29 protein-coding genes are annotated in these 24,896 nt (G+C 70.1%); 17 read left to right on the forward strand and 12 right to left on the reverse strand.

What is annotated here, in order from left to right:
• Positions 1–39: 39 nt before the first annotated feature.
• From AB8735_RS23175 to deoC, 3 genes are read right to left on the reverse strand one after another with little or no spacing between them, the layout of a single operon-like run.
• Positions 40–924: an aldehyde dehydrogenase family protein gene (locus AB8735_RS23175; protein WP_344024604.1), complete on the reverse strand. Its 885-nt coding sequence runs from the start codon at positions 922–924 to the stop codon at positions 40–42.
• A complete protein-coding gene (locus tag AB8735_RS23180) occupies positions 917–2,353 on the reverse strand; it encodes an aldehyde dehydrogenase family protein (protein ID WP_344024603.1) in 1,437 nt (478 codons plus the stop codon). Before AB8735_RS23180 ends, AB8735_RS23175 begins: the two co-directional genes overlap by 8 nt.
• Positions 2,354–2,355: 2 nt before the next feature.
• Complete coding sequence (gene deoC / locus AB8735_RS23185) at positions 2,356–3,348, reverse strand: deoxyribose-phosphate aldolase (RefSeq protein ID WP_372411898.1); 993 nt, start codon at positions 3,346–3,348, stop codon at positions 2,356–2,358.
• A 239-nt stretch (positions 3,349–3,587) separates the two neighbouring features.
• Between deoC and AB8735_RS23190 the strand changes: the two genes are divergently transcribed.
• From AB8735_RS23190 to AB8735_RS23210, 5 genes are all read left to right on the forward strand, one after another.
• Positions 3,588–4,514, forward strand: a complete 927-nt coding sequence (locus tag AB8735_RS23190; protein ID WP_372409096.1) for a hypothetical protein — start codon at positions 3,588–3,590, stop codon at positions 4,512–4,514.
• Positions 4,515–4,658: 144 nt separating this feature from the next.
• Complete coding sequence (locus tag AB8735_RS23195) at positions 4,659–5,294, forward strand: PH domain-containing protein (RefSeq protein WP_344024599.1); 636 nt, start codon at positions 4,659–4,661, stop codon at positions 5,292–5,294.
• An 88-nt stretch (positions 5,295–5,382) separates the two neighbouring features.
• Positions 5,383–6,066, forward strand: coding sequence for a DUF6585 family protein (locus AB8735_RS23200; RefSeq protein WP_372409098.1), 684 nt, complete (start codon positions 5,383–5,385; stop codon positions 6,064–6,066).
• A gap of 38 nt (positions 6,067–6,104) precedes the next feature.
• On the forward strand, positions 6,105–6,464 hold the full coding sequence (locus AB8735_RS23205; RefSeq protein ID WP_372409101.1) for a VOC family protein: 360 nt from the start codon (positions 6,105–6,107) through the stop codon (positions 6,462–6,464).
• 158 nt (positions 6,465–6,622) lie between these two features.
• Positions 6,623–7,684, forward strand: coding sequence for a hypothetical protein (locus tag AB8735_RS23210; protein ID WP_372409103.1), 1,062 nt, complete (start codon positions 6,623–6,625; stop codon positions 7,682–7,684).
• A gap of 7 nt (positions 7,685–7,691) precedes the next feature.
• Here the strand turns inward: AB8735_RS23210 and AB8735_RS23215 are convergent, their stop codons facing one another.
• Positions 7,692–8,495 (reverse strand): MarR family transcriptional regulator, encoded by an 804-nt coding sequence (locus AB8735_RS23215; RefSeq protein ID WP_372409106.1) that lies wholly within the window; start codon positions 8,493–8,495, stop codon positions 7,692–7,694.
• Between the two features lie 313 nt (positions 8,496–8,808).
• Here AB8735_RS23215 and AB8735_RS23220 point away from each other — a divergent pair, with 313 nt between their 5' ends.
• The 9 genes from AB8735_RS23220 (at position 8,809) to AB8735_RS23260 (ending at position 13,745) form a co-directional block, all read left to right on the forward strand.
• On the forward strand, positions 8,809–9,327 hold the full coding sequence (locus AB8735_RS23220; protein WP_372409108.1) for a DUF6879 family protein: 519 nt from the start codon (positions 8,809–8,811) through the stop codon (positions 9,325–9,327).
• A gap of 163 nt (positions 9,328–9,490) precedes the next feature.
• On the forward strand, positions 9,491–9,682 hold the full coding sequence (locus AB8735_RS23225; protein ID WP_344024840.1) for a hypothetical protein: 192 nt from the start codon (positions 9,491–9,493) through the stop codon (positions 9,680–9,682).
• Positions 9,666–10,190: a DUF6879 family protein gene (locus tag AB8735_RS23230; protein WP_344024585.1), complete on the forward strand. Its 525-nt coding sequence runs from the start codon at positions 9,666–9,668 to the stop codon at positions 10,188–10,190. Before AB8735_RS23225 ends, AB8735_RS23230 begins: the two co-directional genes overlap by 17 nt.
• On the forward strand, positions 10,187–11,017 hold the full coding sequence (locus tag AB8735_RS23235; protein ID WP_344024582.1) for a helix-turn-helix transcriptional regulator: 831 nt from the start codon (positions 10,187–10,189) through the stop codon (positions 11,015–11,017). Before AB8735_RS23230 ends, AB8735_RS23235 begins: the two co-directional genes overlap by 4 nt.
• Before the next feature lie 33 nt (positions 11,018–11,050).
• Positions 11,051–11,323 carry a hypothetical protein gene (locus AB8735_RS23240; RefSeq protein WP_344024580.1) on the forward strand — a complete coding sequence of 91 codons (273 nt, stop codon included), beginning with the start codon at positions 11,051–11,053 and terminating at the stop codon, positions 11,321–11,323.
• Positions 11,324–11,377: 54 nt separating this feature from the next.
• Positions 11,378–11,608, forward strand: a complete 231-nt coding sequence (locus tag AB8735_RS23245; RefSeq protein WP_344024578.1) for a DUF397 domain-containing protein — start codon at positions 11,378–11,380, stop codon at positions 11,606–11,608.
• Positions 11,609–11,688: 80 nt separating this feature from the next.
• On the forward strand, positions 11,689–12,171 hold the full coding sequence (locus AB8735_RS23250; protein WP_372409111.1) for a hypothetical protein: 483 nt from the start codon (positions 11,689–11,691) through the stop codon (positions 12,169–12,171).
• A gap of 149 nt (positions 12,172–12,320) precedes the next feature.
• Positions 12,321–12,929, forward strand: a complete 609-nt coding sequence (locus tag AB8735_RS23255; protein ID WP_372411899.1) for a hypothetical protein — start codon at positions 12,321–12,323, stop codon at positions 12,927–12,929.
• 168 nt (positions 12,930–13,097) lie between these two features.
• Positions 13,098–13,745: a hypothetical protein gene (locus AB8735_RS23260; protein ID WP_372409112.1), complete on the forward strand. Its 648-nt coding sequence runs from the start codon at positions 13,098–13,100 to the stop codon at positions 13,743–13,745.
• A 53-nt stretch (positions 13,746–13,798) separates the two neighbouring features.
• On the opposite strand, the gene AB8735_RS23265 is transcribed toward AB8735_RS23260, so the two are convergent.
• The 5 genes from AB8735_RS23265 to AB8735_RS23285 form a co-directional block, all read right to left on the reverse strand.
• Entirely contained in the window at positions 13,799–14,212 is a 414-nt protein-coding gene (locus tag AB8735_RS23265) for a type II toxin-antitoxin system VapC family toxin (RefSeq protein ID WP_372409113.1), read from the reverse strand.
• Entirely contained in the window at positions 14,194–14,478 is a 285-nt protein-coding gene (locus AB8735_RS23270; protein WP_372409115.1) for a hypothetical protein, read from the reverse strand. Before AB8735_RS23270 ends, AB8735_RS23265 begins: the two co-directional genes overlap by 19 nt.
• A gap of 100 nt (positions 14,479–14,578) precedes the next feature.
• Positions 14,579–16,267, reverse strand: a complete 1,689-nt coding sequence (locus tag AB8735_RS23275) for a phospho-sugar mutase (protein WP_372409116.1) — start codon at positions 16,265–16,267, stop codon at positions 14,579–14,581.
• Positions 16,268–16,561: 294 nt separating this feature from the next.
• The gene (locus tag AB8735_RS23280) at positions 16,562–17,377 is read right to left on the reverse strand and encodes a purine-nucleoside phosphorylase (RefSeq protein WP_344024566.1); all 816 of its coding nucleotides are present in this window, start codon (positions 17,375–17,377) and stop codon (positions 16,562–16,564) included.
• A gap of 90 nt (positions 17,378–17,467) precedes the next feature.
• Positions 17,468–17,905: a gamma-glutamylcyclotransferase gene (locus AB8735_RS23285; protein ID WP_372409119.1), complete on the reverse strand. Its 438-nt coding sequence runs from the start codon at positions 17,903–17,905 to the stop codon at positions 17,468–17,470.
• Between the two features lie 130 nt (positions 17,906–18,035).
• On the opposite strand from AB8735_RS23285, the gene AB8735_RS23290 reads away from it, so the two are divergent.
• Both AB8735_RS23290 and AB8735_RS23295 read left to right on the forward strand, forming a co-directional pair.
• Positions 18,036–19,475, forward strand: a complete 1,440-nt coding sequence (locus tag AB8735_RS23290; RefSeq protein WP_372409121.1) for an NAD(P)H-quinone dehydrogenase — start codon at positions 18,036–18,038, stop codon at positions 19,473–19,475.
• 168 nt (positions 19,476–19,643) lie between these two features.
• Positions 19,644–20,648 (forward strand): DeoR/GlpR family DNA-binding transcription regulator, encoded by a 1,005-nt coding sequence (locus AB8735_RS23295; protein ID WP_372411900.1) that lies wholly within the window; start codon positions 19,644–19,646, stop codon positions 20,646–20,648.
• 185 nt (positions 20,649–20,833) lie between these two features.
• Here AB8735_RS23295 and AB8735_RS23300 read toward each other — a convergent pair whose 3' ends face one another.
• Together AB8735_RS23300 and AB8735_RS23305 are read right to left on the reverse strand one after the other, a co-directional pair.
• Complete coding sequence (locus AB8735_RS23300) at positions 20,834–21,391, reverse strand: helix-turn-helix domain-containing protein (RefSeq protein WP_344024833.1); 558 nt, start codon at positions 21,389–21,391, stop codon at positions 20,834–20,836.
• 122 nt (positions 21,392–21,513) lie between these two features.
• Positions 21,514–23,274 (reverse strand): biotin carboxylase N-terminal domain-containing protein, encoded by a 1,761-nt coding sequence (locus tag AB8735_RS23305; RefSeq protein WP_372409122.1) that lies wholly within the window; start codon positions 23,272–23,274, stop codon positions 21,514–21,516.
• 504 nt (positions 23,275–23,778) lie between these two features.
• On the opposite strand from AB8735_RS23305, the gene AB8735_RS23310 reads away from it, so the two are divergent.
• The gene (locus tag AB8735_RS23310) at positions 23,779–24,258 is read left to right on the forward strand and encodes a hypothetical protein (protein ID WP_372409124.1); all 480 of its coding nucleotides are present in this window, start codon (positions 23,779–23,781) and stop codon (positions 24,256–24,258) included.
• A gap of 27 nt (positions 24,259–24,285) precedes the next feature.
• On the opposite strand, the gene AB8735_RS23315 is transcribed toward AB8735_RS23310, so the two are convergent.
• Complete coding sequence (locus AB8735_RS23315; protein WP_344024556.1) at positions 24,286–24,894, reverse strand: Maf family protein; 609 nt, start codon at positions 24,892–24,894, stop codon at positions 24,286–24,288.
• Positions 24,895–24,896 lie beyond the last annotated feature (2 nt).

The following is a 24,896-nucleotide window of genomic DNA, read 5'->3' on the forward strand; positions in this document are numbered from 1 at the left end:
GGACGGGATTCCTCCCGTCCGCCCCTCGTCTGCGTCGGATCAGTACGACGAACCGCCCGCGCCCAGCGACCCCGTCGGGTGCCAGACGGTCTTCGTCTCCATGAAGGCCAGCAGACGGCCGGTGCCCGGCGCCGCGGACCAGTCCACAGGCTGTGGACGAAGAACGCGCTTGAGGTTGTCCGCCGCGGCGGTCTCCAGCTCCTTGGCCAGCTCCGCGTCCGCGCCCGCCAGGTCGATCGCGTTGACGTCCTGGTGCGCCGCCAGCGACGGGGCGATCTCGGCCGCGCGGCCGGACAGGATGTTGACGACGCCGCCGGGCAGGTCCGAGGTGGCCAGCACCTCGCCCAGCGAGAGCGCCGGCAGCGGCGCCTTCGCCGAGGCGACGACGACCACCGTGTTGCCGGCGGCGATCACCGGGGCGATCACCGAGACCAGGCCCAGGAACGAGGACTCCTGCGGGGCCACCACGGCCACCACGCCGGTCGGCGCGGGGGAGGAGACGTTGAAGAACGGCCCCGCCACCGGGTTGGTGCCGCCCGCGATCTGGGCGATCTTGTCGGTCCAGCCCGCGTACCAGACCCAGCGGTCGATCGCGGCGTCCACCTGTGCGGCGGCCTTGGCCTTCGACAGGCCCTCGGCGTCGGCCACTTCGGCGGTGAACTGCTCGCGGCGGCCCTCCAGCATCTCGGCGATGCGGTAGAGGATCTGGCCGCGGTTGTACGCGGTCGCGCCGGACCAGGCGCCGAACGCCTTGCGCGCGGCGACGACCGCGTCACGGCCGTCCTTGCGGGACGAAAGCGGCGCGTTCGCCAGCCAGTTGCCCTTGGAGTCGGTCACCTCGTACACCCGCCCGCTCTCGGACCGGGGGAACTTGCCCCCGACGAACAGCTTGTAGGTCTTGAGAACACTGAGTCGCTCAGACACTGAGGTACGCCTCCAGACCGTGGCGGCCGCCCTCGCGGCCGAAGCCCGACTCCTTGAAGCCGCCGAACGGCGAGGTCGGGTCGAACTTGTTGAACGTGTTGGCCCAGACGATGCCGGCACGGAGCTTGTCCGCGACCGCGAGCATCCGCGAGCCCTTCTCGGTCCAGATGCCCGCCGACAGGCCGTACTGCGAGTTGTTGGCCTTGGCGACGGCCTCCGCCGGGGTGCGGAAGGTCAGGACGGAGAGCACCGGGCCGAAGATCTCCTCGCGGGCGATCCGGTGGGCCTGGGTGACGTTCGTGAACAGCGTCGGCGCGAACCAGTAGCCCTGGGAGGGGAGTTCGCAGGACGGGGCCCAGCGCTCGGCGCCCTCCGCCGTGCCGCTGTCGGCCAGCGCCGTGATCCGGGCCAGCTGCTCGGCCGAGTTGATGGCGCCGACGTCGGTGTTCTTGTCGAGCGGGTCGCCGACGCGCAGCGTGGACATGCGGCGCTTGAGCGCGTCCAGCAGCTCGTCCTGGATCGACTCCTGCACCAGCAGGCGCGAACCGGCGCAGCAGACCTGGCCCTGGTTGAAGAAGATGCCGCCGACGATGCCCTCGACGGCCTGGTCGATCGGGGCGTCGTCGAAGACGATGTTGGCGCCCTTGCCGCCCAGTTCGAGCGTGAGCTTCTTGTCGGTGCCGGCGACCGTGCGGGCGATCTGCTTGCCCACGGCGGTGGAACCGGTGAACGCGACCTTGGCGATGCCCTCGTGGGCCACCAGCGCGGCGCCCGTCGACCCGTCGCCCGTCAGGATGTTGACGACGCCCTTGGGCAGCCCGGCCTGGCGGCAGATGTCCGCGAAGAACAGCGCCGACAGCGGGGTCGTCTCGGCGGGCTTGAGGACGACCGTGTTGCCCGCGGCCAGCGCCGGGGCGATCTTCCACGCCAGCATCAGCAGCGGGAAGTTCCACGGGATGACCTGCCCGGCCACGCCCAGCGGCTTGGGGTTCGGCCCGAAGCCCGCGTGCTCCAGCTTGTCGGCCCAGCCCGCGTAGTAGAAGAAGTGCGCGGCGACCAGCGGGAGATCGGCGTCGCGCGTCTCCTTGATCGGCTTGCCGTTGTCCAGCGTCTCCAGGACGGCGAGCTCGCGGCTGCGCTCCTGGATGATGCGGGCGATGCGGAAGAGGTACTTGGCCCGCTCGGAGCCGGGCAGCGCCGACCACTTCTCGAAGGCCTTGCGGGCGGCCTTCACCGCCGCGTCGACGTCCTCGGAGCCCGCCTGCGCGACCTCGGAGAGGACCTCCTCGGTCGAGGGGGAGACGGTCTTGAAGACCTTGCCGTCCGCGGCCTCGCGGAACTCTCCGTCGATGAACAGCCCGTAGGACGGGGCGATGTCGACGACGGCGCGCGACTCGGGCGCCGGTGCGTATGCAAAGGACATGGCCATGGTCAGTCCACCGTCACGTAGTCGGGACCGGAGTAACGTCCGGTGCTCAGCTTCTGACGCTGCATCAGCAGGTCGTTGAGGAGGCTGGAGGCGCCGAAGCGGAACCACTGGTTCGTCAGCCACTCCTCGCCCACGGTCTCGTTCACCAGCACCAGGAACTTGATCGCGTCCTTGGTGGTGCGGATGCCGCCGGCCGGCTTCACGCCGACCTGGACGCCGGTCGTGGCGCGGAAGTCGCGGACCGCCTCCAGCATCAGCAGGGTGTTCGCCGGGGTGGCGTTCACCGCGACCTTGCCGGTCGAGGTCTTGATGAAGTCGGCGCCCGCCAGCATGCCGAGCCAGGAGGCGCGGCGGATGTTGTCGTACGTCGACAGCTCGCCCGTCTCGAAGATCACCTTCAGCCGGGCGGCGGTGCCGTCCGGGCGGCGGCAGGCCTCCTTGACCGCCTTGATCTCCTCGAACACGGAGAGGTAGCGGCCCGCGAGGAACGCCCCGCGGTCGATCACCATGTCGATCTCGTCCGCGCCCGCGGCCACGGCGTCCGCCGTGTCCGCCAGCTTGACGGGGAGCGCGGCGCGCCCGGCCGGGAAGGCGGTGGCGACCGAGGCGACCTTGACGTCCGAACCCTTCAGGGCCTCGGCGGCGGTGGCCACCATGTCCGGGTAGACGCAGATCGCGGCGGTGCGCGGGGAGGTGCGGTCCGTCGGGTCCGGGTTGAGGGCCTTGGCGCACAGCGCCCGGACCTTGCCCGGGGTGTCCGCGCCCTCCAGGGTCGTCAGATCGATCATCGAGATGGCCAGGTCGATGGCGTACGCCTTCGCCGTGGTCTTGATCGAGCGGGTCCCGAGCGCCGCGGCGCGGGCCTCGAGCCCGACCGGGTCCACTCCGGGAAGCCCGTGCAGGAATCGGCGCAACGTGCCGTCGGAGGCGGTCACGTCGGCCATCGACGCCAGTCGCTCCGCGGCTTCATTGCCATGGGAAGGAACAGTGGGCATGGTCACCAGCCGAGCATATCTACGCGCGTAGCGCGTGTCACCCCCCGGTTATGCGAATGGAAGGGGTCGATCGCCTTCCATTCGCTGTCGCGGGCTCGTGACATTCGAAAGACTCCGCGATGACACAAGATCAATAACTTCTTTCTCAGCAGCACCGCCCGACTCGACGGCCCCACCCGAGAGAGAAAAGCGGCATGCGGATCGTCCATCCTCCAGCGCTCGTTCACCAGGAGCCACGCATGTCCCGTCGCCGTACCGCCACCCGCACCACCCTGCGCATCGCCCTCGCCTCCGCCGCCGTGGCGGGAGCGGTCCTCGCCCCGGTCTCGTCCGCGTTCGCCACGCCCCAGACCTCGTCGGTGGCCGCCGCCCACAAGTCCGGCCCGATCCGTACGTACAAGCTCCCGGACGGCAGCCGGGCCGGCGTCCACGAGCCGAAGGCCGGGCACTTCCAGGTGGCCGTCTCCAAGGGCGACATCATGCTCGCCCTCCTCGACGACAAGCGGCCGTACGCGACCGTGCACAACCTGTTCGTCGAGATGGACACCCGCAACGGCAGGGTCACCTGGGTCGAGCAGAAGAACATCGGCCTGGGTACGGACAAGGGCAACCGCTACACCCGTGGCAAGTTCGTCACCAACCGGCTGCTCCCGGGCGGCAACCGGGCTGTGGTCTACCAGCAGTCGCAGTACGCGTACACGGCCTACGTCATCTGGGACGGCAAGCTGGCGAAGGTTCTCGACCGCGCGCACCCGACCGTGCTGACCGGCAAGCACGGCGACTACCTGGTCCGGCTCAACCCGCGCCTCGGCCAGGTCACGGCGGTGAAGGACAAGGGCAGCAACGGCCAGGGCCCGGTCACCCCCGTCTGCTTCGTGGAGAAGAAGCAGGACATCGGCGCCGGCACCCTCGCGGTCCTGACCAACTCGGCCAAGGGCCCGGAGGTCTGGCTCAAGGACATGGGCGACCGCAGCGTGATCGTGGGCCACCTGGACCGCAAGCACCCGTCCCTCCCCAAGAGCGCGGGCATCATCGCCAAGATCACCGACATCAACACCGCGCAGCCGAAGCTCATCACCAAGGTCGAGGGCGGCAGCGCCCGCTACGCCACCACGCTCTTCCCGAAGCTGCCCAAGGGCTGCACGGTCGTGAACCACGTCAAGTAACACCCCTCGGGGCGGGGCGGGCCGTCGTCACCGGCGGCCCGCCCCGCCGTTGGCATTTCCGCTGGTACGAGGGGGTGCGGGCGTTGCCGTACTGCAACCTCCGGCCGCCCTCCGGGCCGGTAGAGGTCCGGCAGAATCGGCCCCATGACGAGCTCTCCCGAGGCACCGCAGCAGCCGTCCTACGCGGACCGGCGCTACCGCTCCTCCGCCGGCATCGCCAGCGGCGTCCTGCTGCTGGCGCTCGGCGCCTGGCTGGGCGGCGACGCGATCGTGCGCGGCGAGGGCCGGGCGCCCTGGCTCGCGCTGGCCGGGCTGCTGTGCCTGGTGCCCCTGGTGATCGCGTTCACGCTGCGCCCCGCGGTGTGGGCGGGCGAGGACCGCCTCCTTGTCCGCAACCCGTTCCGGACGATCACGCTGCCGTGGGCGCGCGTCGCGACCGTCCGCGCCGGCTACTCCAGCGAGGTCCTCGCGGAGGACGGCGCGAAATACCAGCTCTGGGCCATTCCCGTCTCTCTGCGGCAGCGCAAGCGCGCGGCGCGCCGGGTGCAGCGGGACGCGGCCGAGGACGTGACGGGCCGCGCGTCGCTCCTGACGCCCGCCCCGTCGGGCCCCCTGCGCGCCCCCTCCGACCAGGCCATCGAGGACCTGCGCGAACTCGCGGAGCGCGGCGCGAAGCGGGACGGTGCGCAGGGCGCGGCGGTGGTGCGCTGGGCGTACGAGCTGATCGCGCCGTCGGTGGTGGGGCTGGTGCTGTTCGTGGTGCTGTACGCGACGAAGTGAGGCGAGCCGCACAACAGTGATCTCTGCCGTTCGACACGGGGCTGAATTACTTTGAGCCGACCCGTCGTCGAACCGAGGAGTCCCCGTCATGGACGACCAGCTGTTGTCCGAGCCGCCGACCGCGTCGGCCGCCGCACTCGCCCAGCAGCGCGGCCTCGGGGAGTGGACGGGCCGGACGTACGCCACGAACCAGGGCTGGCGGTACAGGAAATGGCAGGGCTGGCGGCTGTACGTCTATGTCGGCGGCGTGATCGTGACGGCACCCGACGGCTACGAGGCCGCGTACGACTGGGGGACGACACGGGTCCTCCAGTACCGCCGCAGCGTCAACGGCGCGCTGAGGGACGCCCGTTACACCCTCATCGATCCGAGCGGAAACGCCGTGAACATCGGGCCGGGCATGCGGGGCATGCTGAACAAGGAGAAGCAGCGGCTCGGCATCACCTCGATGGTGAACGGTGCCCCGTTCTCCTACCCGGGCGACTGGGGCGACCCCATCGAGCGCGGCATCACGCGGGCGCAGCTGCCGGGCGTGGTCGAGCGCATCCAGCGCGGCGGGACGGTGGAGTTCGGCCCCTACAAGGCCGACCGCAATGGGCTGGCGAGCAAGAAGCGTACGGCCACCTGGGCGGAGATCGACCAGATCAGGGTGTACGACGGGATGGCGAGGTTCTGGGCCTCCGACAACCGGACGCTGGTGGATTCGCAGTTCACGCATGACATACCCAACGTCAATCTGTTCCTCAACCTGTGCCACTACTTGAAGGGCTGACCTGAGCCCCTTGGGCAGGACGGCATAGTCTTCTGATCGTGCGTGTTCGTGTGGGTGAAATCGTCGTGGACTGCCGGGACCCTCAGCGCCTGGTCCGCTTCTGGGCCGGGCTGCTCGGCGGCGAGCCGGTGGACCGTACCCCGGACTGGTCCTATGTGGATCCGCCGGAGTTCGTCCGGCTGGCCTTCCAACAGGTCCCCGAGAGCAAGCAGGTGAAGAACCGGCTGCACCTCGACCTGGAGGTCGACGCGGCCGACGCGGCCGTCACCGAAGCGCTGCGGCTGGGGGCTACGCGCCTGGGCGAGCCGGTGACCGACGACCACGGCAGCTTCCAGGTCATGGCCGACCCCGAGGGGAACGAGTTCTGCTTCCTCTGGGGTTGGGGCGGGAATAGCTGAGAAGTCCCGCCCATACGGAGGCAATTCGTAGTCCGGCAGAGGCCGGGGCGGGAGGGATGGCAGGCGCCGGATGCCACGGAGCTTGAGTACCCCTACTCAGCTCCGATTGAGCACGTCGTCTCTGTCGACGAGTCCGCTCCATGGCGTGGGATCGTCCCATGGAGATCAACCCGCCCCAGGAGCCGGCCGCTGCTTCCACGGACACCTCGACCACAGGGGTGAGCCGCAAGGTGGTGGTGCGGCGTTGGCTCATCTGCCTGGCCGCAGTCGCGGTGATCTTCTGGGTGTACTCCGCGGTCTCCGACTTCTTCGAGAACCTCGGGGGCGGCCCTGTGCGGTCCGCGGCGGACTACCGCATGCAGGACATCAAGACCCGGGAGGCCGGAAAACGAGCCGTCGGCGGCCTGCGGCCGGGCGCCGGTGACGCCGGCTGGATGCAGGAGGAAGGCAGCACCTCGTGCGTCGACGACCTGGGGTTCGACGGTGACGGTGTGACCAGGAAGCAGCCTCACTACAAGTGGAAGCTCCAGTACTCCGGCAAGGCCGACTACTTGACGGATCTGGGCAGACTCCGGGCCGAATGGCGGCGCCGTGGCTGGAAGACCGAGGACACGTCGGCACCGGAGACTCTGAATCCCCAAAACCCGATACCGCAGTGGCCGGGCATGCGGACCACCGACGACCACGGTGTGGATATCGCCGTCGGCATTGACTGGTACACCGGCAAGCCCGTTCTGTCGACGGACGGCGGCTGCATCCGCTACAGGCGCGACGACGGGGTCACCGCACGCGATCGCACGGGCGCGGCAGCCGCCGACAAGTCTCCGGCCAGGGAGGGGACCGTTGTTTACGACGACGGCGTTCAGGTCTCCATCGGCCCCCTCCGGCCGATCAGCCTGCCCAAGGAGGACCTGACAGGCGGCGATGCGACGGCCGCGCACACCTACCGTGTGCCCGTCACCGTCACGAACCACAGCGGTGCGCCAGCGGAACTGCGCAGCTACGACCTGGGAAGCCACGCAGGGGAGAACCCGGGCGTCAGATGGCTCACGGGCTATCCGACGGTGCTCAATTCCGGTCGGGACGAAAAGGTGTCGGAGGGCGAGTCGACGCGGCTGGAGTATGTGTTCACAGCGGAGACGAAGCCCTCGCGGCTGGAGCTCACGTACGGCCCCGGTGAGCTCCACACGTCCTATACGTGGCAGCTCTCCGTCCCTTAGATCTGACCTAAGCCGCTGCTGTTTCTCCTCTGCAGTCCCGGCAGAGTCCGGGATCAGGCGAACGGAAGGCCCGTTCACAGCCGTTGCAGTTCTGGAGGGGGTGGGGGCGGGGCGGCGCCTCGGGTTGTGGTTCGAGGGGTGTGGTGGGGAGCTGGGGCGGCAGCCAGTTGGTGAGGCGGTAGTCGAGGAGGCGGGCGGGCCAGGGGATGCGGCCGGTGGGTAGATCGCTGGTCAGGGTGCGGGCGATCTGGCGGGGGCCGATGTCGCGGTCGAGCCAGGCGCGTACGGCGGGGGCGAGGCGGCGTACGTCCTTCGACGGGAGCGTCAGCCGGGGGTCGAGGCGGCGGAGCGCGGCGAGGATGTCGGCGGCGGGCTGGTCGAGGGGCGGGAGCGGGGGTTCGGGCTCGCGGTCCGGGGCGGGGGCCTGGGCCGGTTCGGGTACGGGGGCGAGGCGGGGCTCGACCGCGTGACGAATGGCGGGTTGTGGGCACTCGTGCCACCGGGTGACGGTGACAACTCTCCCCCGGTCGGTGCGTACGCGCTCCCGCTCCAGGTATCCGGCCTTCTCCAGCTCTCGCAGGGCGGCGGAGATGGTGTCCGCGCCCTCTTTGAAGCGACGGGTGAGGTCCTTGATGCCGATGGTGACGCCGTCGGGGAGTGACTGCACGTAGACGGCCAACCCCCTTGCCACCAGGGAGAGGTGGGGGTGCTGGGCTAGGTGGTTGCCGATGACGACGAAGTGGGAGGTGTGGCGGTGTCGGATGTGTACGACGCCGGCGCGCGAGGGCGCGCTAGACTGCGCGACAGTCATGGGGAAGGTTTCCTCTTCCTCGATGATCAGGCCCTCGCCCGGGATTGCCCGTCCCGGCGGGGGCCGTCTTCGTTTGTGGTTGTTGGCGCGACCGTACCGCGCCGTTCCCGGCACTTGCCACCGCGTCACCCGATGGGGTGAGAGGGGAGGGGGAGGGGTTGGGAAGGGTTCTTCCTCCGGTTCTTTAAAGGGGAGTTGGGGGTTACCGGGTCACGGTTCTCCGGGATGCGGTGGGGTGTGGTGCGGGAATGCGCCTGCCTCTGCCCTTGAACGGCCAGGTACGTTCTTGGATACGTTGCGAAGGAGGATGCCTGTGCTGTCGGACGGTGAATGGCGAGAGGTGTTCGACTCGTTTCAGCGCAATGCCTGGCGCTTCGAGGTGCAGCCCGCGTACACCATGCCCAAGGAGGCGGCGAACGTGGAGCGGTTCCTCCGGGGAGAGCCGAAGCCGGTGGACCACAACTCGGCCTGGCATGCCAGAGTTCAGGGGTATCGCGCGGCGGGCAAGCGCATCGGACGGGTTCGCGTCGTACGGCGGCCACTCACGAACTACCAGCGGTATCAGTTCGCTTGGGGCATCCCGGGCAACGTGGCAGCCGGGGAAGACATCCGTATCCTCGATGTCACCGACAACGACCATGGGCTTCCGCTCGGCGGCCGTGACTGGTGGCTGTTCGACGATTCGACCGTCGTCCACCTGAACTACCGTGCCGACGGTACGCAGATCGGGCGGGCTCTCCATGCCGGGGACCCGGAGCCTTACCGGAGATGGAGGCAGACCGCTGTCTCGGCATCCGTATCGTTTGCGGAGTACGTGGACGAGTCGGCGTGACGGGGCCCTCCACTCTCGAAGTCGGGCGCGGAGCCAGCGCGTGCTCCGGTCGGCCAACGGTTTCCCGTTCGCTCAACTGCCTCACCTTGACCCTTGGTTACGTCTTCGGGAGCATCGGTGTCACACAGAGGATCTGTGCCAGGGGAGAGGGGAACCGATGGCCCTGAAGGTGACCATGCTGGTCAGTACGTGCGACATCACCGACTGTCCGACGCTGTACGCGACGAACCGTGACACTCTCCTGGTCCAGGGAGAGACGCCCACCGACCATGGTCTGCAGATTCCCTCGCACGAAACCCTTGTGGAAATCCCGATGGACCTCATCCGGAAGGCCATTCGTGACAAGCTCATCTAGGAACCTTGGCGACCTCTTCGACTCCTTCGAGCGAGAGGCGTTTCGGCTGGAGACCCTGGACGACTACAGCAGGTCCGGCAACGTCGAGGCCTACCAGACGTTCACCTCCGGAGGTCGACAGCCCGAGGACTACAACTCCGACTGGGTGCGGACCCTTCGGACGTATGCGAGTCAGGGAAAGCGTGTCTACCGCGTGCATGTCCTGACCCGTCCCCTGACGGACTACCTCCAGTTCGAACTTGGCTGGGGGTACCAGAAGAACATGTCCGGTGGGGAGGAGTTCTACATCCTCGATGTAACAGGAAGGCCCAACCCCTTGGAAGGGGTCCCGGATTTCTGGCTCTTTGATTCGGAGACCGCTGCTGTCATGCGATACGATGACCAAGGGGGCTTCCTCGGAGCAGATGTAGCGACTCCGGACGCCGTATCGGAGCTCATCCGTCACCGGGACGAGGCGCTCGCTCATGCGGAGCCGTTTACCGACTGGTGGGCCAAGTACGGCGGGTGAACAGAGCCCAGCTCGGAGCTGCGTTGAGGGCGCTGCGAGAGGCTTCCGGGATGGAGGCCAAGGCCGTGGCTCGCAGCGCTCTCATGTCTCCTTCCAAGTTGTCCAAGATTGAGCACGCGAGACTCTCTCCGAGCGCGACAGACGTAGAACGCATCCTGACCGCCATCGGTGTATCGGGTGCGGTCAAGACGGAGTACATGGAGGCGGCACGGGCCGTGGCCACGGAGGCCACGGCCTGGCGGCTTTTGAAGCGAACCGGTGTTCACAAGGGCCAGGAGGCAGTCAAGGCCCTCGAAGCGCAGATGTCGGTGCTGCGGCTGTTCCAGCCGGCGCTGGTACCCGGTCTGCTCCAGACACCGGAGTACATCAGGGCCGTGCTGCGGCGACATGATCTGAGTGAAGACTCCCTCGCCCGCACCATCAACGGTCGGCTCGAACGTCAGGCCGTTCTGTACGACAGCAAGAAGGCACTGCATTTCGTCATCACGGAACCCGCCCTCCGATGGCAGATCGTTGCTCCGCAGATGATGGCTGCGCAGCTCGACAGGATCGTTTCGATCTCCCGCCTTTCTCATGTCGACATTCGTGTGGTTCCACTCGGAGCGAGACAGACCGATATCGCGAACCATGCCTTCGTGATCCGGGACGACCGGTTGGTCACGGTAGAGACGGTCCACGCCGAATTGGTCGTCACTGACCCGAGAGACGTGGACCTGTACGTCAAGAAATTTACGGGTTTCGGTCGAACGGCCCTTCTGGGTGATGAGATGCGGAGCATGGTCGAGGCGATCCGAAACGAGTTCTTGCGGGAACAGGAAACCCACTAGCGCCGCTCCCGGCACCGACTTCACGATGTGCCAATGACAGCGGACACCGAAGCAGTCGCGCAGCCGTCCGATGCCTTCGTGGCAGGCAAGAAGCGTGCGGATGACACGGCCTTCATGCTGGATCGGGTGCTGGCGGAGATGGGCATCAGGGTGGGGGACCGGGATTCTTGGCCGCAGTTGCAGGGGCGGGCGTCTCTGTCCGGCGAGCCGTATGTGTATCTGGGCACTGTGCCCATGGCCACGGCCCGGAAGCTGCTCGATGCCCTCATCTATGCCCACTCCGAGAAGCGCATGAGGGAGCACTGAGGTGCGGCGGCGGCTGACAACCGGTGTCCTTCCGGCGCTCAGGAAGGCATATTCATGAGTGGAATGGACCTGTACGGGCTCTCCATCAACGGTGCCCGGTTCTCCCGGGCTTGTGGGGGCAACACCCATCCCGACGGCGAGGCCTGCGTAACCCTCGCACGGATCGGTGACGACGCCTGGGCCATGGGTGACAGCAAGCGCCCGCACGCCGAACCGCTGCGGTTCACCACGGCCGAATTGGACGCGGCCGGGATCGACCCGGCCCGCTTCGGCCTTTCGGCCTGACCCCCTTGGAACGGCGGCTCCCGGTCTTCTGTTCCCCGGAAGACCGGGAGCCGTCCCCGACGCGCGCAGGACGGACACCCGTGCACTTTCACGGATACCAATGGGTCGGCGACAAAGCCGACTTCGACAAGGAGCGCCTCCGCCGCCCGCCCTCGCTGGTCGAGCCGACAGTGACCAGTCCGCCAGAGGTCCTGGAACGCTACCGGGAAGCCGTGGCCGAATGGCCGGTGACGGGTGTCCCGCCCCTCGAAACGGCGTACTGGCTGATCAAACCGGCCAAGCTGATCCGAGGTACTTGGGATCATCCAAAGCGTGCGGCTGATTGGGCCGTTGACCGTCTTGTCGAGTACGCTCCGCGTCTTGCGTCGCTTGCCGACCGGAACCGTGCTCGGTGCGAGTGGATGGCCAGGTACATCACCCACACCCTGGTCGATGGGCAGGACGTATCTGTCGGCTACTACTTGGCGCGTCCGCAGTTTCTCAGTTTGGCCGTGGTGGCCTGTTCGCCGAACCGCGCTCTCGCCGAACTGCACTGTCCTGTCAGGGATTCGGAGGCGCGATGACCTGCTCGGCATCCAGCAGGAAGTCTGGCGCATCGAGGCCCGTCCTTCGTCGAATACCAGCGAATCGCGGTTGAGGAATCCGTGCTGATCCTGTGAGTATGTGCGGGGCCGGGCGGACAGGGAAGGGCGGGGGTGCACAAGTGATCGCGATGCAGGCCGTGCTTGAGGTGCGCGTACCCGCCGACGGATTTACCCTCTGGCCGGTCGCCGGGGTCGAACCGTATGCGCTCCTTCCCCTCGGCGGCGGGCTCGCCTCCGCCGAGGTCGGCGCGGCGGTGATGTCGGTCGCCGGCTGCAACGCCGACGCGGGCGAAGGGGTGGCGCCCGACGAACCCCTCGGATCCTTTCTGCACGGACTCCTCACGGCGGAGGTCCCGGTCGCGCTCGGTGGGCTGCGGGTCGTCGACACGGTCACCGGGGTCACCTTCCGGCCCGGCTGCTGCGAAGGGCTGGAGGAATGGCGGGCGTGGTTCGACGTCGTGGACGGCGGAGGTACGGCCGGGTTCGGGCATGATCCCTGGCCGCTTGCCGAACGGCTCGGCGATACGGTCCGGTTGACCGTGGACTGCGAGCAGGACGGCAGTCCGGTGATCGAGCTTCCCGTCGGCGAACTGCGGCGTCTGCTGGCCGGTGTGGAGCGGGAGTTGGGTGACTTCCTCCGGGTGGTGCGTACGTGGGCTGCGCGGTACGCGCCCGGGCAGGCTGCCGGTCTCGGTGCGGCGCTGGCGCAGGCGCTGGACATGCCGGAGCGGCGGTAGGCCGGGCGAAGTCCGGGGGCGTGACCCCGGTGCCGGGCGAGCGAACGCGCCAAAGTGCGGCCCGGCGCTTGCGCCTTCCCGGCGCGCGGGACTGGAATGCGCACGAACGCACGAACGGAACGCTCCACGCCGACCACTGCGAGAGGTGGGAGTCACCGCGTGATTCACATGACCGAGACGCTGGCCGTCCATACCGTCGAGGGGTTCCTCACGCCCGACGAGACCGTCCAGGTGATCAAGATTCTGGACGAGTACCTCGCCGTGGCGGGGCGGATTCCCGCACGTCCCGAGGACGGTGTGCGGGCGCCCGAGGACGTCCAGGAGATCCTGAACGCCGCCGTCGAGCGCGCCCTGCCGTCCATCCGGCGGGTGTTCCCGTCCGTCGCCGGGCCCACACCGTGGGACTACCACGACTTCGGGCCGGGGCGCGGCATTCAGCCGCACCTCCACGGTGCGGACGAGCCCCGGGCGCGGCAGCAGCGCGTCGCCCGGGTGGCCTTCCACCTCCAGGAGGCCGAGCGGGGCGGGGAGTTCTTCGTCGACACCTCCGCCTCCGAGGCGCTGTGGACCGACCGCTTCGCGGGGGCGGGGAGCGGGTTCGTGCCCGGTACGCGGTTCGCCCGGGAGATCTCGCACGATGCCTCGCCGGAGGCCCTCGCCGAGTTGCGGGCCGTTCCGCGTACGCGCTGGACGAGTGCGCCGCCGGCCGGGACCGCGATCGTTTATGGTGCGCAGCTTGTGCACGGCGTACTGCCGGTCGTCGAGGGGCGGTTGCGCAAGCTGATCACCAACTTGGTGGCCGATCCCTCCCGTTGAGCCGGGATCTCGGGGCGTGTGCCGCGGGGTCGGTTGCCCGCGGCCCGCGTCACTCACACCGCAACAAGCCGGACCCGGCCGCCGCACAGCTTGGTCATGTCATCGACGTCGGAAGTGAGCATGACCACGGGGCGCTGCTGGGCCATAGCCGTTGTCGCCACAGCCGCGTCGATGGCGTACTTGTGGCCGTGCAGCCCGGCAGTCATCAGCAGCGCTGAAGCCGCTTTCGCTTCTTCGTCCCCGACGGCGATCACTCTCAGGCCGGACAGGACCCAGGCCAGCCGGGCCTTGTTCGTGCCGGGGTGCACGGCCTCGATGATGGTCAGCGCACAGATCACCGCTTCCATGCCTCGCCGACGGGCCTCCGCCACCATGGCCACGACCTGCTCGTCGTCGCCGAGGAGCTTGGACAGCCCCTCGCTGTCCAGGACCAGGGTCCCTTCGTGACTCAGCTTGCGGCGGGCCACTGCTCCTCTTCCGCGAATACCTCGTCGAAGACCTGCCGGGCCCGTTCCTGGGCCGGCTCGGGGAGCGGGCCGTTGCGCTCTTCGTAGTCGGCCAGATACTCGTCCAGGATCCGGCCCCGGAGCTCGCGTTCCACCGCGGCTGCGATGAACGAGGAGAACTCCCCCTTGCCGACCCGCGCGCGGATCGCCTCGGCCGTACCCTCCGGCAGTGAGAGGCTCACCCGCGTCGCGGGGCCCTCTCCGATGCTGTACGTCGATTCCGCCATGACTCCATGGTGTCAAACATGGAGGAAGCACGGGCGGTGAACGGGCGGAGGCCCCGCACCCGGCGCGACCGGGAACGGGGCCTCCAGGGGGTGCCGCGGATCAGATCCCCGCGGCCCGGGCCAGGTCCGTCTTGATCGAGGCCAGGACCTCCGCCGCGTGGGTGCGGGCGTCGGTCAGGGCCGCGGACGAGGCGACCGGGACGACTGCCTCCAGGTAGCACTTGAGCTTGGGCTCGGTGCCGCTGGGGCGGACGATGACGCGGGCGGCGGAGACCGTGCCCGCCTCGTTGCCGGAGAGGTGGTAGCGCAGGCCGTCCGTCGGGGGGAGGGACTCCGAGCCCTTGGCGAGGTCGTCGGCGGTCGTCACCTGGAGGCCCGCCAGGACCGTCGGGGGCTGCTCGCGGAGGCGGCGCATGGCCGCGGCGATCAGGGAGAGGTCCTCGACGCGGACCGAGAGCTGGTCCGTGGCGTGGAGGCCGTGCTCGACGGCGAGGTCGTCGAGGAGGTCGGAGAGGGTGCGGCCCTTCTCCTTGAGCTCGGCGGCCAGTTCGGCGACGAGGAGGGCGGCGGTGATGCCGTCCTTGTCGCGGACGCCCTCGGGGTCGACGCAGTAGCCCAGCGCCTCCTCGTAGGCGTAGCGCAGGCCGTCCACCCGGGCCAGCCACTTGAAGCCGGTGAGGGTCTCCTCGTAGGGGGTGCCGGTGCTCGCCGCGGCGATGCGGGAGAGGAGGGAGGAGGAGACGATGGTGGTTGCGAAGGTGCCTGCGGCGTTCTTGTGGACGAGGTGTTCGGCGAGGAGGGCGCCCACCTCGTCGCCGCGGAGCATGCGCCAGCCCTCGACGTTGTCGGGGTCGGGGACGGCCACGGCGCAGCGGTCGGCGTCCGGGTCGTTGGCGATGATGATGTCCGGCGCCTCGCCCCGGGCGGCCGCGTCGCGGGCCGTGGCGAAGGAGAGGTCCATCGCGCCGGGCTCTTCGGGGTTGGGGAAGGCGACGGTCGGGAAGTCCGGGTCCGGGTCGGCCTGTTCGGCGACGACGAGGGGGGCCGGGAAGCCGGCGCGCTCGAAGGCGGCGGTGAGGACGGTGCGGCCGACGCCGTGCATGGGCGTGTAGACGACGCCGACGTCGCGGGCCGAGCCGTTGGTCAGGACGGCGTCGGTGCGCTCCAGGTAGGCGTCCAGGACGGTGTCGCGGAGGGTTTCCCAGCCTGCCTCGGGGCGGGGGACGTCGTGGAGGCTCCCGATCGCGGCGATCTCGGCGGCGATGCCCGCGTCGGCCGGGGGGACGATCTGGGAGCCGTCGCCCAGGTAGACCTTGTAGCCGTTGTCGCGGGGCGGGTTGTGGCTGGCCGTGACCTCGACGCCGGCGACGGCGCCGAGGTGGCGGATCGCGAAGGCGAGGACGGGGGTGGGCAGGGGGCGGGGGAGGACCGCCGCCTTGAGGCCGGCGCCGACCATGACCGCGGCGGTGTCGCGGGCGAAGTCCGCGCTCTTGTGGCGGGCGTCGTAGCCGATGACGACGGTGCCGCCCGCGTGGCCCTGCTTCTTGAGGTAGGCGGCCAGGCCCGCCGCGGCGCGGATGACGACCGTGCGGTTCATGCGCATCGGGCCGGCGCCGATCTCGCCGCGGAGGCCGGCGGTGCCGAACTGGAGGGTGCCGGCGAAGCGGGTCGTGAGTTCGGGCAGGTTCTCCGCGTCGATGAGGGCGGCGAGCTCTGCGCGGGTCTCGGGGTCGGGGTCCTCGGCGAGCCAGGTCCGGGCTCGGGCGAGGAGGTCTCGCTCCTGCTCCACGGGTTTCCTCCGGAGGTTGTCTGGGGGTGCGGTGCGGGTGGTGGTGGGTCGGGGGCGGGGCGGGACGGGGTCTTCCGGGGCTGCATTATTTACGGCCGTGCGGGCCCTATGGATGGGTGCCGTGTCCTTGGCCGCAAATAACGCTTTACGCCCTCTCCAGACCCCGTCCCGCCCCGCCCCCTTCGGCCGTATGCCGTCTGCCGGATGCATGGGGTTGCGTGGGTGGGCAGACGTGCCGAAGGCGCGCGTCGGGCCACTGGGGTCGTGGGGACGCGCGCCTCGGGGCGGTGCTTCTTACAGGCGCGGGAGCACCTGGGCCAGGAGGGCGCCCATCTGGACGGCCGAGTCGCGGCCGGCCTGGAGGACCTCCTCGTGGTTCAGCGGCTCGCCGGTCATGCCCGCGGCGAGGTTGGTGACCAGGGAGATGCCCAGGACCTCGGCGCCGGCCTCACGGGCGGCGATCGCCTCGAGGGTGGTGGACATGCCCACCAGGTCCGCACCGAGGGTGCGGGCCATGCGGACCTCGGCCGGGGTCTCGTAGTGCGGGCCGGGGAACTGCGCGTAGACGCCCTCCTCCAGGGTGGGGTCCACCTCCTGGCAGAGGGTGCGCAGGCGCTGCGAGTACAGGTCGGTGAGGTCGACGAAGTTGGCGCCGACGATCGGCGAGGTCGCCGTGAGGTTCAGGTGGTCGCTGATCAGCACCGGCTGGCCGGGGCGCATGCCGTCGCGGAGACCGCCGCAGCCGTTGGTCAGGACGACGGTCTTGCAGCCGGCGGCGACGGCGCTGCGCACGCCGTGGACGACGGCGGCGACGCCGCGGCCCTCGTAGTAGTGCGTACGGCCGAGGAAGACCAGTGCGCGCTTGTCGTTGACCTTGTACGAGCGGACGGTGCCCGCGTGGCCCGCGACGGCGGCGGCGGAGAAGCCGGGGAGCTCGGTGACGGGGAACTCGGCCTCGGGGGTGCCGAGCGCCTCGGTGGCGGGGAGCCAGCCGGAGCCCATCACCAGGGCGACGTCGTGGGTCTCGGCGCCGGTGAGCTCGCGGAGGCGGGCCGCGGCGGCGTCGGCCGCGGCGTACGGGTCGGCCTGGGGGGTAACTGATGCGTTCACGCGGACGAGGGTAACCGGTCGCGGCCTACGCGCGTAGATGTGGCAGGTTACGGTCCTGCGGCGATCGCCTCGTGCGTTGTGACGAATGGGCTAGCAGGGGCGCTTGCGGAGCTCCATGACGTAGTCGTGGGGGGCGCCCGCGGATTCGGCCGCGTCGGCGATCTCGCCCAGGTAGCGGGCGGAGGGGAGGCCGCCCTCGTAGCCGTTGAGGACGTAGGTCCAGGCCGTCTCCTCGCCGTCCAGGGTGTGGACGCGTACGCGGAGGCGGCGGTAGATGCCGAGGCCCACCCCTTCCCAGCGGTCCATCGACTCCTCGTCCATCGGGGCGATGTCGTAGAGGGCCACGAAGACCTGCGAGTGGGGTTCCTCCACCACGGTGGCCAGGGCGCCCTCCCAGCCCATCTGCTCCCCGCCGAAGGTCAGGCGCCAGTCGGCGAGCCAGCCCGTGCCGCGCAGCGGCGAATGGGGGGCGCGGCGCGTCATCAGCCGCGCATCGAGGTTGCCGGCGTACGCGGCGTAGAGCGACATGGTTCTGAGGGTACGGGAGTGAGGCGGGACCGCATTTGGGATGGCAGGCTCGAAGGGAGTGCGGGGCGCGACGTGCGCCGGGCGGAGTGGGGGAGGACCCGAGAGGAGTCGCTTTGATGGGTGCGGGACAATGGAGTACGTGACTCGGATCGTGATCATCGGTGGCGGACCCGGCGGCTATGAGGCGGCGCTCGTCGCCGCGCAGCTCGGTGCGGAGGTGACCGTCGTCGACTGCGACGGTCTGGGCGGGGCGTCGGTGCTGACCGACTGCGTGCCCTCGAAGACGCTCATAGCGACGGCTGAGGTGATGACCTCCTTCGACTCGTCGTACGAGGAGCTGGGGATCACCGTCGAGGACGGGGTCCGGGAGGACGGCACCGTCATCGGGGTGGATCTGGGGAAGGTGAATCGACGGGTCAAGCGGCTTGCGCTGGCGCAGTCGCACGACATCACGGCGTCCGTGACCCGGGCCGGTGGGCGGGTGCTGCGGGGGCGTGGGCGGCTGGATGCCGAGCGTTTCGCCGATGGCACCCGTCGGGTTGTTGTGCGGGTGGCCGACGGGACGGAAGAGACGCTCGTTGCCGATGCCGTGCTGGTGGCCACCGGGGCGCATCCGCGGGAGATTCCGGACGCGCTGCCGGACGGCGAGCGGATCCTGAACTGGACGCAGGTGTACGACCTGGAGGAGCTTCCGGAGGAGCTCATCGTGGTCGGGTCCGGTGTCACCGGTGCCGAGTTCGCGGGTGCCTATCAGGCGCTGGGGTCCGAGGTGACGCTGGTGTCGTCGCGTGATCGCGTGCTGCCGGGCGAGGACCCGGACGCGGCCGCGGTGCTGGAGGACGTCTTCCGGCGGCGCGGGATGAATGTCATGTCGCGCTCGCGGGCGGCCGCCGCCAAGCGGGTCGGCGACCGGGTGGAGGTGACCTTGGCCGATGGGCGGGTCATCAGCGGGACGCACTGTCTGATGGCGGTGGGGTCCATCCCGAACACCTCGGGGATGGGTCTGGAGGAGTCCGGGGTCCGGCTGACGGAGTCGGGGCACATCTGGACGGACAAGGTGTCGCGGACGAGTGCCCCGGGTGTCTACGCCGCTGGTGACTGCACCGGTGTGCTGGCGCTGGCGTCCGTTGCCGCGATGCAGGGGCGGATCGCGATGTACCACTTCCTGGGCGATGCGGTCGCGCCGCTCAATCTCAAGGCTGTATCCGCGAACGTGTTTACGGATCCGGAGATTGCCACGGTCGGGTATTCCCAGGCGGACGTGGGCAAGGGGCTGATTGACGCACGGGTCGTCAAGCTGCCGTTGCTGCGTAATCCTCGCGCGAAGATGCAGGGAATCCGGGACGGATTCGTAAAGATGTTCTGTCGGCCCGGGACCGGCATCGTCGTGGGTGGTGTGGTCGTTGCGCCGCGGGCCAGTGAGCTGATTCATCCGATCTCGATCGCGGTCGACAACAATCTGACCGTCGAACAGATCGCGAACGCGTTCACGGTGTATCCCTCCTTGTCCGGGTCTGTCGCAGAGGTGGCGCGACAGCTGCACACCAGGAAGGCGCAGAGGGAGAGTTGAGGCGTGGGGGGCCGGATGGGGTGGCTCTCCTTCCGGTTCCCTATACCACTTCTTGGGTTGCGCAGCGAACAACTTCCGTTAATTGAAGCAACCTGCTGAAAACAGATGGTCGTTGGCGTTACTGTCGGTTTCGTGTTCGCTGCAGAACGTCGTCAATTGATCCTCGAAATGGTGCGCGCCAACGGGGCGGTCTCGCTCCGTGAGCTCGCCCGCGTCGTCCAGACCTCCGAAGTGACCGTACGGCGTGACGTGCGGGCCCTCGAAGCGGAAGGACTGCTCGACCGCCGGCACGGCGGTGCGGTGTTGCCGGGTGGTTTCACCAGGGAGTCCGGCTTCCCGCAGAAATCCCATCTAGCGACCGCGGAGAAGACGGCCATCGCCGATCTCGCGGCGAGCTTCGTCGAGGAGGGCGAGGCCGTCGTCGTGGGCGCCGGTACGACCACGCAGGAGCTGGCCCGCCGGCTCGCGCGGGTCCCGGGGCTCACCGTGGTGACCAACTCCCTGCTCGTCGCCCAGGCGTTGGCCCATGCCAACCGGGTCGAGGTCGTGATGACCGGCGGTACGCTCCGGGGCTCCAACTACGCGCTGGTCGGCAGCGGTGCCGAGCAGTCGCTCCAAGGGCTGCGGGTCTCCCGGGCGTTCCTGTCCGGGAGCGGTCTGACCGCCGAGCGCGGGCTCTCCACGTCCAACATGCTCTCCGCGAGCGTGGACCGGGCGCTGGTGCAGGCCGCGGCGGAGGTGGTGGTCCTCGCGGACCATACGAAGCTCGGCACCGACACGATGTTCCAGACGGTGCCGACCGATGTCATCACGAGACTCGTGACCGATGAGCCGCCGGGGCACGACGACCGCGCGGCCACGGAGCTCCAGGCGCTCGCCGATCAGGGCGTGCACATCTCGGTCGCGGGGCCCGGCGCGGGGTCGGGCCCGGGGGCCGGTGCCGCCGCGCACGGCGAGGTACCGCCGCCGCGGCGGCGGGACGTGGCGCCGCTGCCCGGGCAGCGGCGGGGGCACCCGATGGGCGACGGTCGTCCGCCCGGGCCGCACGGTCAGGGTTATCCCGGGCCGGAGCGGGGTGGTCCGCCGGGTGGGCAGTTGCGGGGGGCTGTGCCGTTGGAGGGGGCGCAGGGGGCGGCGGCGCGGGTGGCGGATCTGGCGCCGCGGAGGCGGTGATTCTGCCCCTGCCCCGCCCTTTCACCGTTCCTCAAGCGCCAGACGGGCTGATTCAGCCCGTCCGGCGCTTGAGGACAGCGCCCGGAGGGCGCTTCGGGGTCCAGGGGGCGAAGCCCCCTGTGGGGTCGCGCAGGGGCGCAGCCCCTGTGAAAACGGTTTAGGGCGGGGCGGGGAGAAACCCCCCGTCACAGCACACGCTGCGGCTTCATGCCCTCCAGCGTCAGCCTCAGCAGCCGGTCGCCCAACTCCGGGTCGCCCGGTGCCTCTTCGACGGCCAGGGCGATCGCGTTCGTCAGCTGCATCAGGTCGGTGATGCCCACGTCGGGGCGGACCGTGCCCGCCCGCTGGGCGCGGGCCAGCAGGGTGCTGCCCGCCTCGCGCATCGGCACGTTGCAGCGGGCCAGGGCCGACGCCTCGTCGCTCTGGGCCGCCATCAGGGCCCGGGACAGGCCGCGGTAGGTCGCGGCGTGGGCGATGACGGCGCGGAGCCAGTCGACCAGGGCCCGGCAGGGCTCCTCGGCGGCGAGGAGCTCGCGGGAGCGGGTCAGCAGGCCGTCCACCTCGCCCTGGAAGACCGCGCACATCAGGGCCGTGCGGTGCGGGAAGTGCCGGTAGAGCGTGCCGATGCCGACGCCCGCGCGGCGGGCGATGTCCTCCAGCGAGGCGTCCGTGCCGTGCTCGGTGAAGGCCGTGCGGGCCTCGGTGAGCAGCCGCTCGTAGTTGCGCCGGGCGTCCGCGCGCATCGGCCTGGGCGGCGTCGTCGTCATGAGCCTCCGTCCTCCCGCTCGCTCCCCGTTCAAGGATGCCATCAACACCGAGGGCCCCGGCCGTGGTCGGCCGGGGCCCGTGCGGCATGACGCGGGCGTCAGTCCTTGATCTCGCAGATGACGGCGCCGGAGGAGACGGAGGCGCCGATCTCGGCGGTGATGCCCTTGATCGTGCCGGAGCGGTGCGCGTTGAGCGGCTGCTCCATCTTCATGGCCTCCAGGACCACGATGAGGTCGCCGGCCTCCACGGCCTGGCCCTCCTCGACCGCGACCTTGACGATCGTGCCCTGCATCGGCGAGGTCAGCGCGTCGCCCGAGGCGGCCGAGGCGCTCTTCTTCGCCGCGCGGCGCTTGGGGCGGGCGCCGCCGGCCGCGGCGGTGCGGGCGATGGTCATGCCGAGCGAGGACGGGAGGGAGACCTCCAGGCGCTTGCCGCCGACCTCGACGACGACGGTCTCGCGGCCGGGGGCCTCCTCGTCGTCCTCCGCCGCGGCGCCCGCGAAGGGCTCGATGGTGTTGGTGAACTCCGTCTCGATCCAGCGGGTGTGGACGTGGAACGGGCCCTCGGCGGGGGCGAAGGCGGGGTCGGTGACCACGGCGCGGTGGAAGGGGATGGCCGTGGCCATGCCCTCGACGCGGAACTCGCCCAGCGCGCGGGCGGCGCGCTGGAGGGCCTGCTCACGGGTGGCGCCGGTGACGATCAGCTTGGCGAGGAGGGAGTCCCAGGCGGGGCCGATGACGCTGCCGGACTCCACGCCGGCGTCCAGGCGGACGCCCGGGCCGGTGGGCGGCTCGAAGCGGGTGACGGTGCCGGGGGCCGGCAGGAAGTTGCGGCCCGGGTCCTCGCCGTTGATGCGGAACTCGAAGGAGTGACCGCGCAGCGCCGGGTCCTCGTAGCCGAGCTCCTCGCCGTCGGCGATGCGGAACATCTCGCGGACCAGGTCGATGCCGGTGACCTCCTCGGTGACCGGGTGCTCCACCTGGAGGCGGGTGTTGACCTCCAGGAAGGAGATCGTGCCGTCCTGGCCGACGAGGAACTCGCAGGTACCGGCGCCCTCGTAGCCGGCCTCGCGCAGGATGGCCTTGGAGGCGCGGTACAGCTCGGCGTTCTGCTTGTCGCTCAGGAACGGCGCGGGGGCCTCCTCGACGAGCTTCTGGTGGCGGCGCTGGAGGGAGCAGTCGCGGGTGGAGACCACCACGACGTTGCCGTGCTTGTCGGCCAGGCACTGGGTCTCGACGTGCCGGGGGCGGTCGAGGTAGCGCTCGACGAAGCACTCGCCGCGGCCGAAGGCGGCGACGGCCTCGCGGACGGCCGACTCGTACAGCTCCGGGACCTCTTCGAGCGTGCGGGCGACCTTCAGGCCGCGTCCGCCGCCGCCGAAGGCGGCCTTGATGGCGATCGGCAGGCCGTGCTCCTCGGCGAAGGCGACGACCTCCTCGGCCCCGGAGACGGGGTCGGCGGTGCCGGCCACCAGCGGGGCGCCGGCGCGCTGGGCGATGTGACGGGCCGCCACCTTGTCGCCCAGGTCGCGGATGGCCTGCGGCGGCGGGCCGATCCAGGTCAGCCCGGCGTCGATGACGGCCTGCGCGAACTCGGCGTTCTCGGAGAGGAAGCCGTAACCGGGGTGGATCGCGTCCGCCCCGGACTCGGCCGCGGCGGCCAGCACCTTGGCCATGTCGAGATAGCTGGTCGCAGGAGTGTCACCACCCAGCGCATACGCCTCATCCGCCACCCGGACATGCACGGCGTCCCGGTCCGGATCCGCGTAGACCGCCACACTTGCGATCCCGGCGTCCCGGCACGCACGAGCAACGCGGACAGCGATTTCGCCACGATTGGCGATGAGCACCTTGCGCACGATGGCTCCCTCCTTGAAACAAGGTGAGTTTAGGTACTGGCGACACTCCGTGCCGACCCGACGTCCAGGGTGACCTTGCCCACACGGAGGGTGAGACGCATCACCCGCGCGGACCGAAGTTCCCTGCTCTCCCACGGTACGCCGCCCCTGCCCCGGCGCCGCCGGGGCTTGGGTGTGGCCAAGGTCTCGGTGATCTTCGGGGAGCAAGGGGGCGGAATCTTTGTGGGGAACCTACGAACGGGTGAAGGAAAGTTTGCGGTAGCGCGTGGCGGGACGGGTCCGCGGAGGGGTCGGTTACCAGCCGGTATGGGAGGGGCGGGCGGGAGCGGGGGGTCAACTGGTCGGTGGGGTGCGGGAGTACGGGGGGTGTCCGGGCGCGGTCATTCGTACGTACCCGGGTGTGGCCCGAAGTCCGTGCGAATCCTGGGGTGTTCCAGGGGAGGGCGGGATTCCCGGAGCCGATGGGAAGGGTGACCGATATGGAGTGACATCGTTGAAGAAGTCATGATCAAGCGCATCGCAGCGGCCGCCGCCCTGGCCGGGGCCGCCCTCTCCGTGACCTCCGCCGCCACCGCCTCCGCAGCGCCCCTGCCCCTGCCGCAGCCGAAGTCGCCCACGGCGAGCGCCGGGGACGTCACCGCCCCGCCCGAGGCCGGCACCCCGGCGGCGACGACCACGGGGAAGGGCCGCATGACGCCCATGAAGGGGCACCCCGCCGCTCCCGCGAAGGGGCACGCCGCTCCGGCGAAGGGACGCCCCGCCGCGCCGAAGGGGTCCGCCGCCGCGCCGTCCACGACCGCCGCCCCGCCGCAGGCCGTGACCCCGCCCAAGGGCATGACGCCGCCGAAGGGGATGACCCCGCCCAAGGCGCCCCCCACCAGCCTCTACCCGGACGCCGTCAACGAGCTCGGCAAGCTCAAGCAGCTCAACGAGCTCGGCCAGCTCAAGCAGGTCGGCCAGGTCGCCAGCAAGCTGCCCCTCTGACCGCCGCGCACACCCGCGGTTCGGGCGTTACGCCCACAGATCGGTGATCGTGGTCCCGAGCTCCGCCAGCAGCCTGCGGAGCAGGGGCAGCGACAGGCCGATCACGTTTCCCGGATCGCCGTCGATGCCCTCGACAAAGGGGGCGGAGCGGCCGTCCAGCGTGAAGGCCCCGGCGACGTACAGCGGTTCGCCGGAGGCCACGTAGGCGGCGATCTCGGCATCGGTCGGCTCACCGAAGCGGACCGTGGTCGAGGCCGTCGCGGAGGTGCGGCGTCCGGTCGCCGTGTCGATCACACAGTGGCCGGTCCGCAGCACTCCCGAACGGCCCCGCATGGACTTCCAGCGGGCCGTGGCGTCCTCGGCGTCCGCCGGCTTGCCCAGAGCCTGCCCGTCCAGCTCCAGCACCGAGTCGCAGCCGACGACCAGCGCGCCCGCCGCCTCCGGCCGGGCGGCCACGGCCGCGGCCTTCGCCTCGGCCAGCACCAGCGCCAGCGCCGCCGGGTCCGCGGCGGTGAGCGCGTCCTCGTCCACCCCGCTCACGATCACCTCCGGCGCGAGCCCGGCCTGGCGCAGCAGGCCGAGGCGGGCCGGGGACTGGGAGGCGAGGACGAGGCGGCGGGCAGGCGTTGCGGTCATGG

It is taken from the genome of Streptomyces luteireticuli (assembly GCF_041519305.1).
GTDB classification, from domain to species: domain Bacteria; phylum Actinomycetota; class Actinomycetes; order Streptomycetales; family Streptomycetaceae; genus Streptomyces; species Streptomyces luteireticuli.

What these genes read in the sequence shown, in the direction of transcription:
- AB8735_RS23210 (WP_372409103.1), top strand. Translation starts at nt 6,623, where the DNA reads ATGGAGATCAACCCGCCCCAGGAGCCGGCCGCTGCTTCCACGGACACC.
- AB8735_RS23285 (WP_372409119.1), bottom strand. Translation starts at nt 17,905, where the DNA reads ATGTCGCTCTACGCCGCGTACGCCGGCAACCTCGATGCGCGGCTGATG.
- AB8735_RS23295 (WP_372411900.1), top strand. Translation starts at nt 19,644, where the DNA reads ATGGTGCGCGCCAACGGGGCGGTCTCGCTCCGTGAGCTCGCCCGCGTC.
- AB8735_RS23300 (WP_344024833.1), bottom strand. Translation starts at nt 21,391, where the DNA reads ATGCGCGCGGACGCCCGGCGCAACTACGAGCGGCTGCTCACCGAGGCC.
- AB8735_RS23180 (WP_344024603.1), bottom strand. Translation starts at nt 2,353, where the DNA reads ATGGCCATGTCCTTTGCATACGCACCGGCGCCCGAGTCGCGCGCCGTC.
- AB8735_RS23290 (WP_372409121.1), top strand. Translation starts at nt 18,036, where the DNA reads ATGGAGTACGTGACTCGGATCGTGATCATCGGTGGCGGACCCGGCGGC.
- AB8735_RS23200 (WP_372409098.1), top strand. Translation starts at nt 5,383, where the DNA reads ATGGACGACCAGCTGTTGTCCGAGCCGCCGACCGCGTCGGCCGCCGCA.
- deoC (WP_372411898.1), bottom strand. Translation starts at nt 3,348, where the DNA reads ATGCCCACTGTTCCTTCCCATGGCAATGAAGCCGCGGAGCGACTGGCG.
- AB8735_RS23190 (WP_372409096.1), top strand. Translation starts at nt 3,588, where the DNA reads ATGTCCCGTCGCCGTACCGCCACCCGCACCACCCTGCGCATCGCCCTC.
- AB8735_RS23245 (WP_344024578.1), top strand. Translation starts at nt 11,378, where the DNA reads ATGAGTGGAATGGACCTGTACGGGCTCTCCATCAACGGTGCCCGGTTC.
- AB8735_RS23255 (WP_372411899.1), top strand. Translation starts at nt 12,321, where the DNA reads ATGCAGGCCGTGCTTGAGGTGCGCGTACCCGCCGACGGATTTACCCTC.
- AB8735_RS23240 (WP_344024580.1), top strand. Translation starts at nt 11,051, where the DNA reads ATGACAGCGGACACCGAAGCAGTCGCGCAGCCGTCCGATGCCTTCGTG.
- AB8735_RS23195 (WP_344024599.1), top strand. Translation starts at nt 4,659, where the DNA reads ATGACGAGCTCTCCCGAGGCACCGCAGCAGCCGTCCTACGCGGACCGG.
- AB8735_RS23260 (WP_372409112.1), top strand. Translation starts at nt 13,098, where the DNA reads ATGACCGAGACGCTGGCCGTCCATACCGTCGAGGGGTTCCTCACGCCC.
- AB8735_RS23215 (WP_372409106.1), bottom strand. Translation starts at nt 8,495, where the DNA reads ATGACTGTCGCGCAGTCTAGCGCGCCCTCGCGCGCCGGCGTCGTACAC.
- AB8735_RS23315 (WP_344024556.1), bottom strand. Translation starts at nt 24,894, where the DNA reads ATGACCGCAACGCCTGCCCGCCGCCTCGTCCTCGCCTCCCAGTCCCCG.
- AB8735_RS23310 (WP_372409124.1), top strand. Translation starts at nt 23,779, where the DNA reads ATGATCAAGCGCATCGCAGCGGCCGCCGCCCTGGCCGGGGCCGCCCTC.
- AB8735_RS23270 (WP_372409115.1), bottom strand. Translation starts at nt 14,478, where the DNA reads ATGGCGGAATCGACGTACAGCATCGGAGAGGGCCCCGCGACGCGGGTG.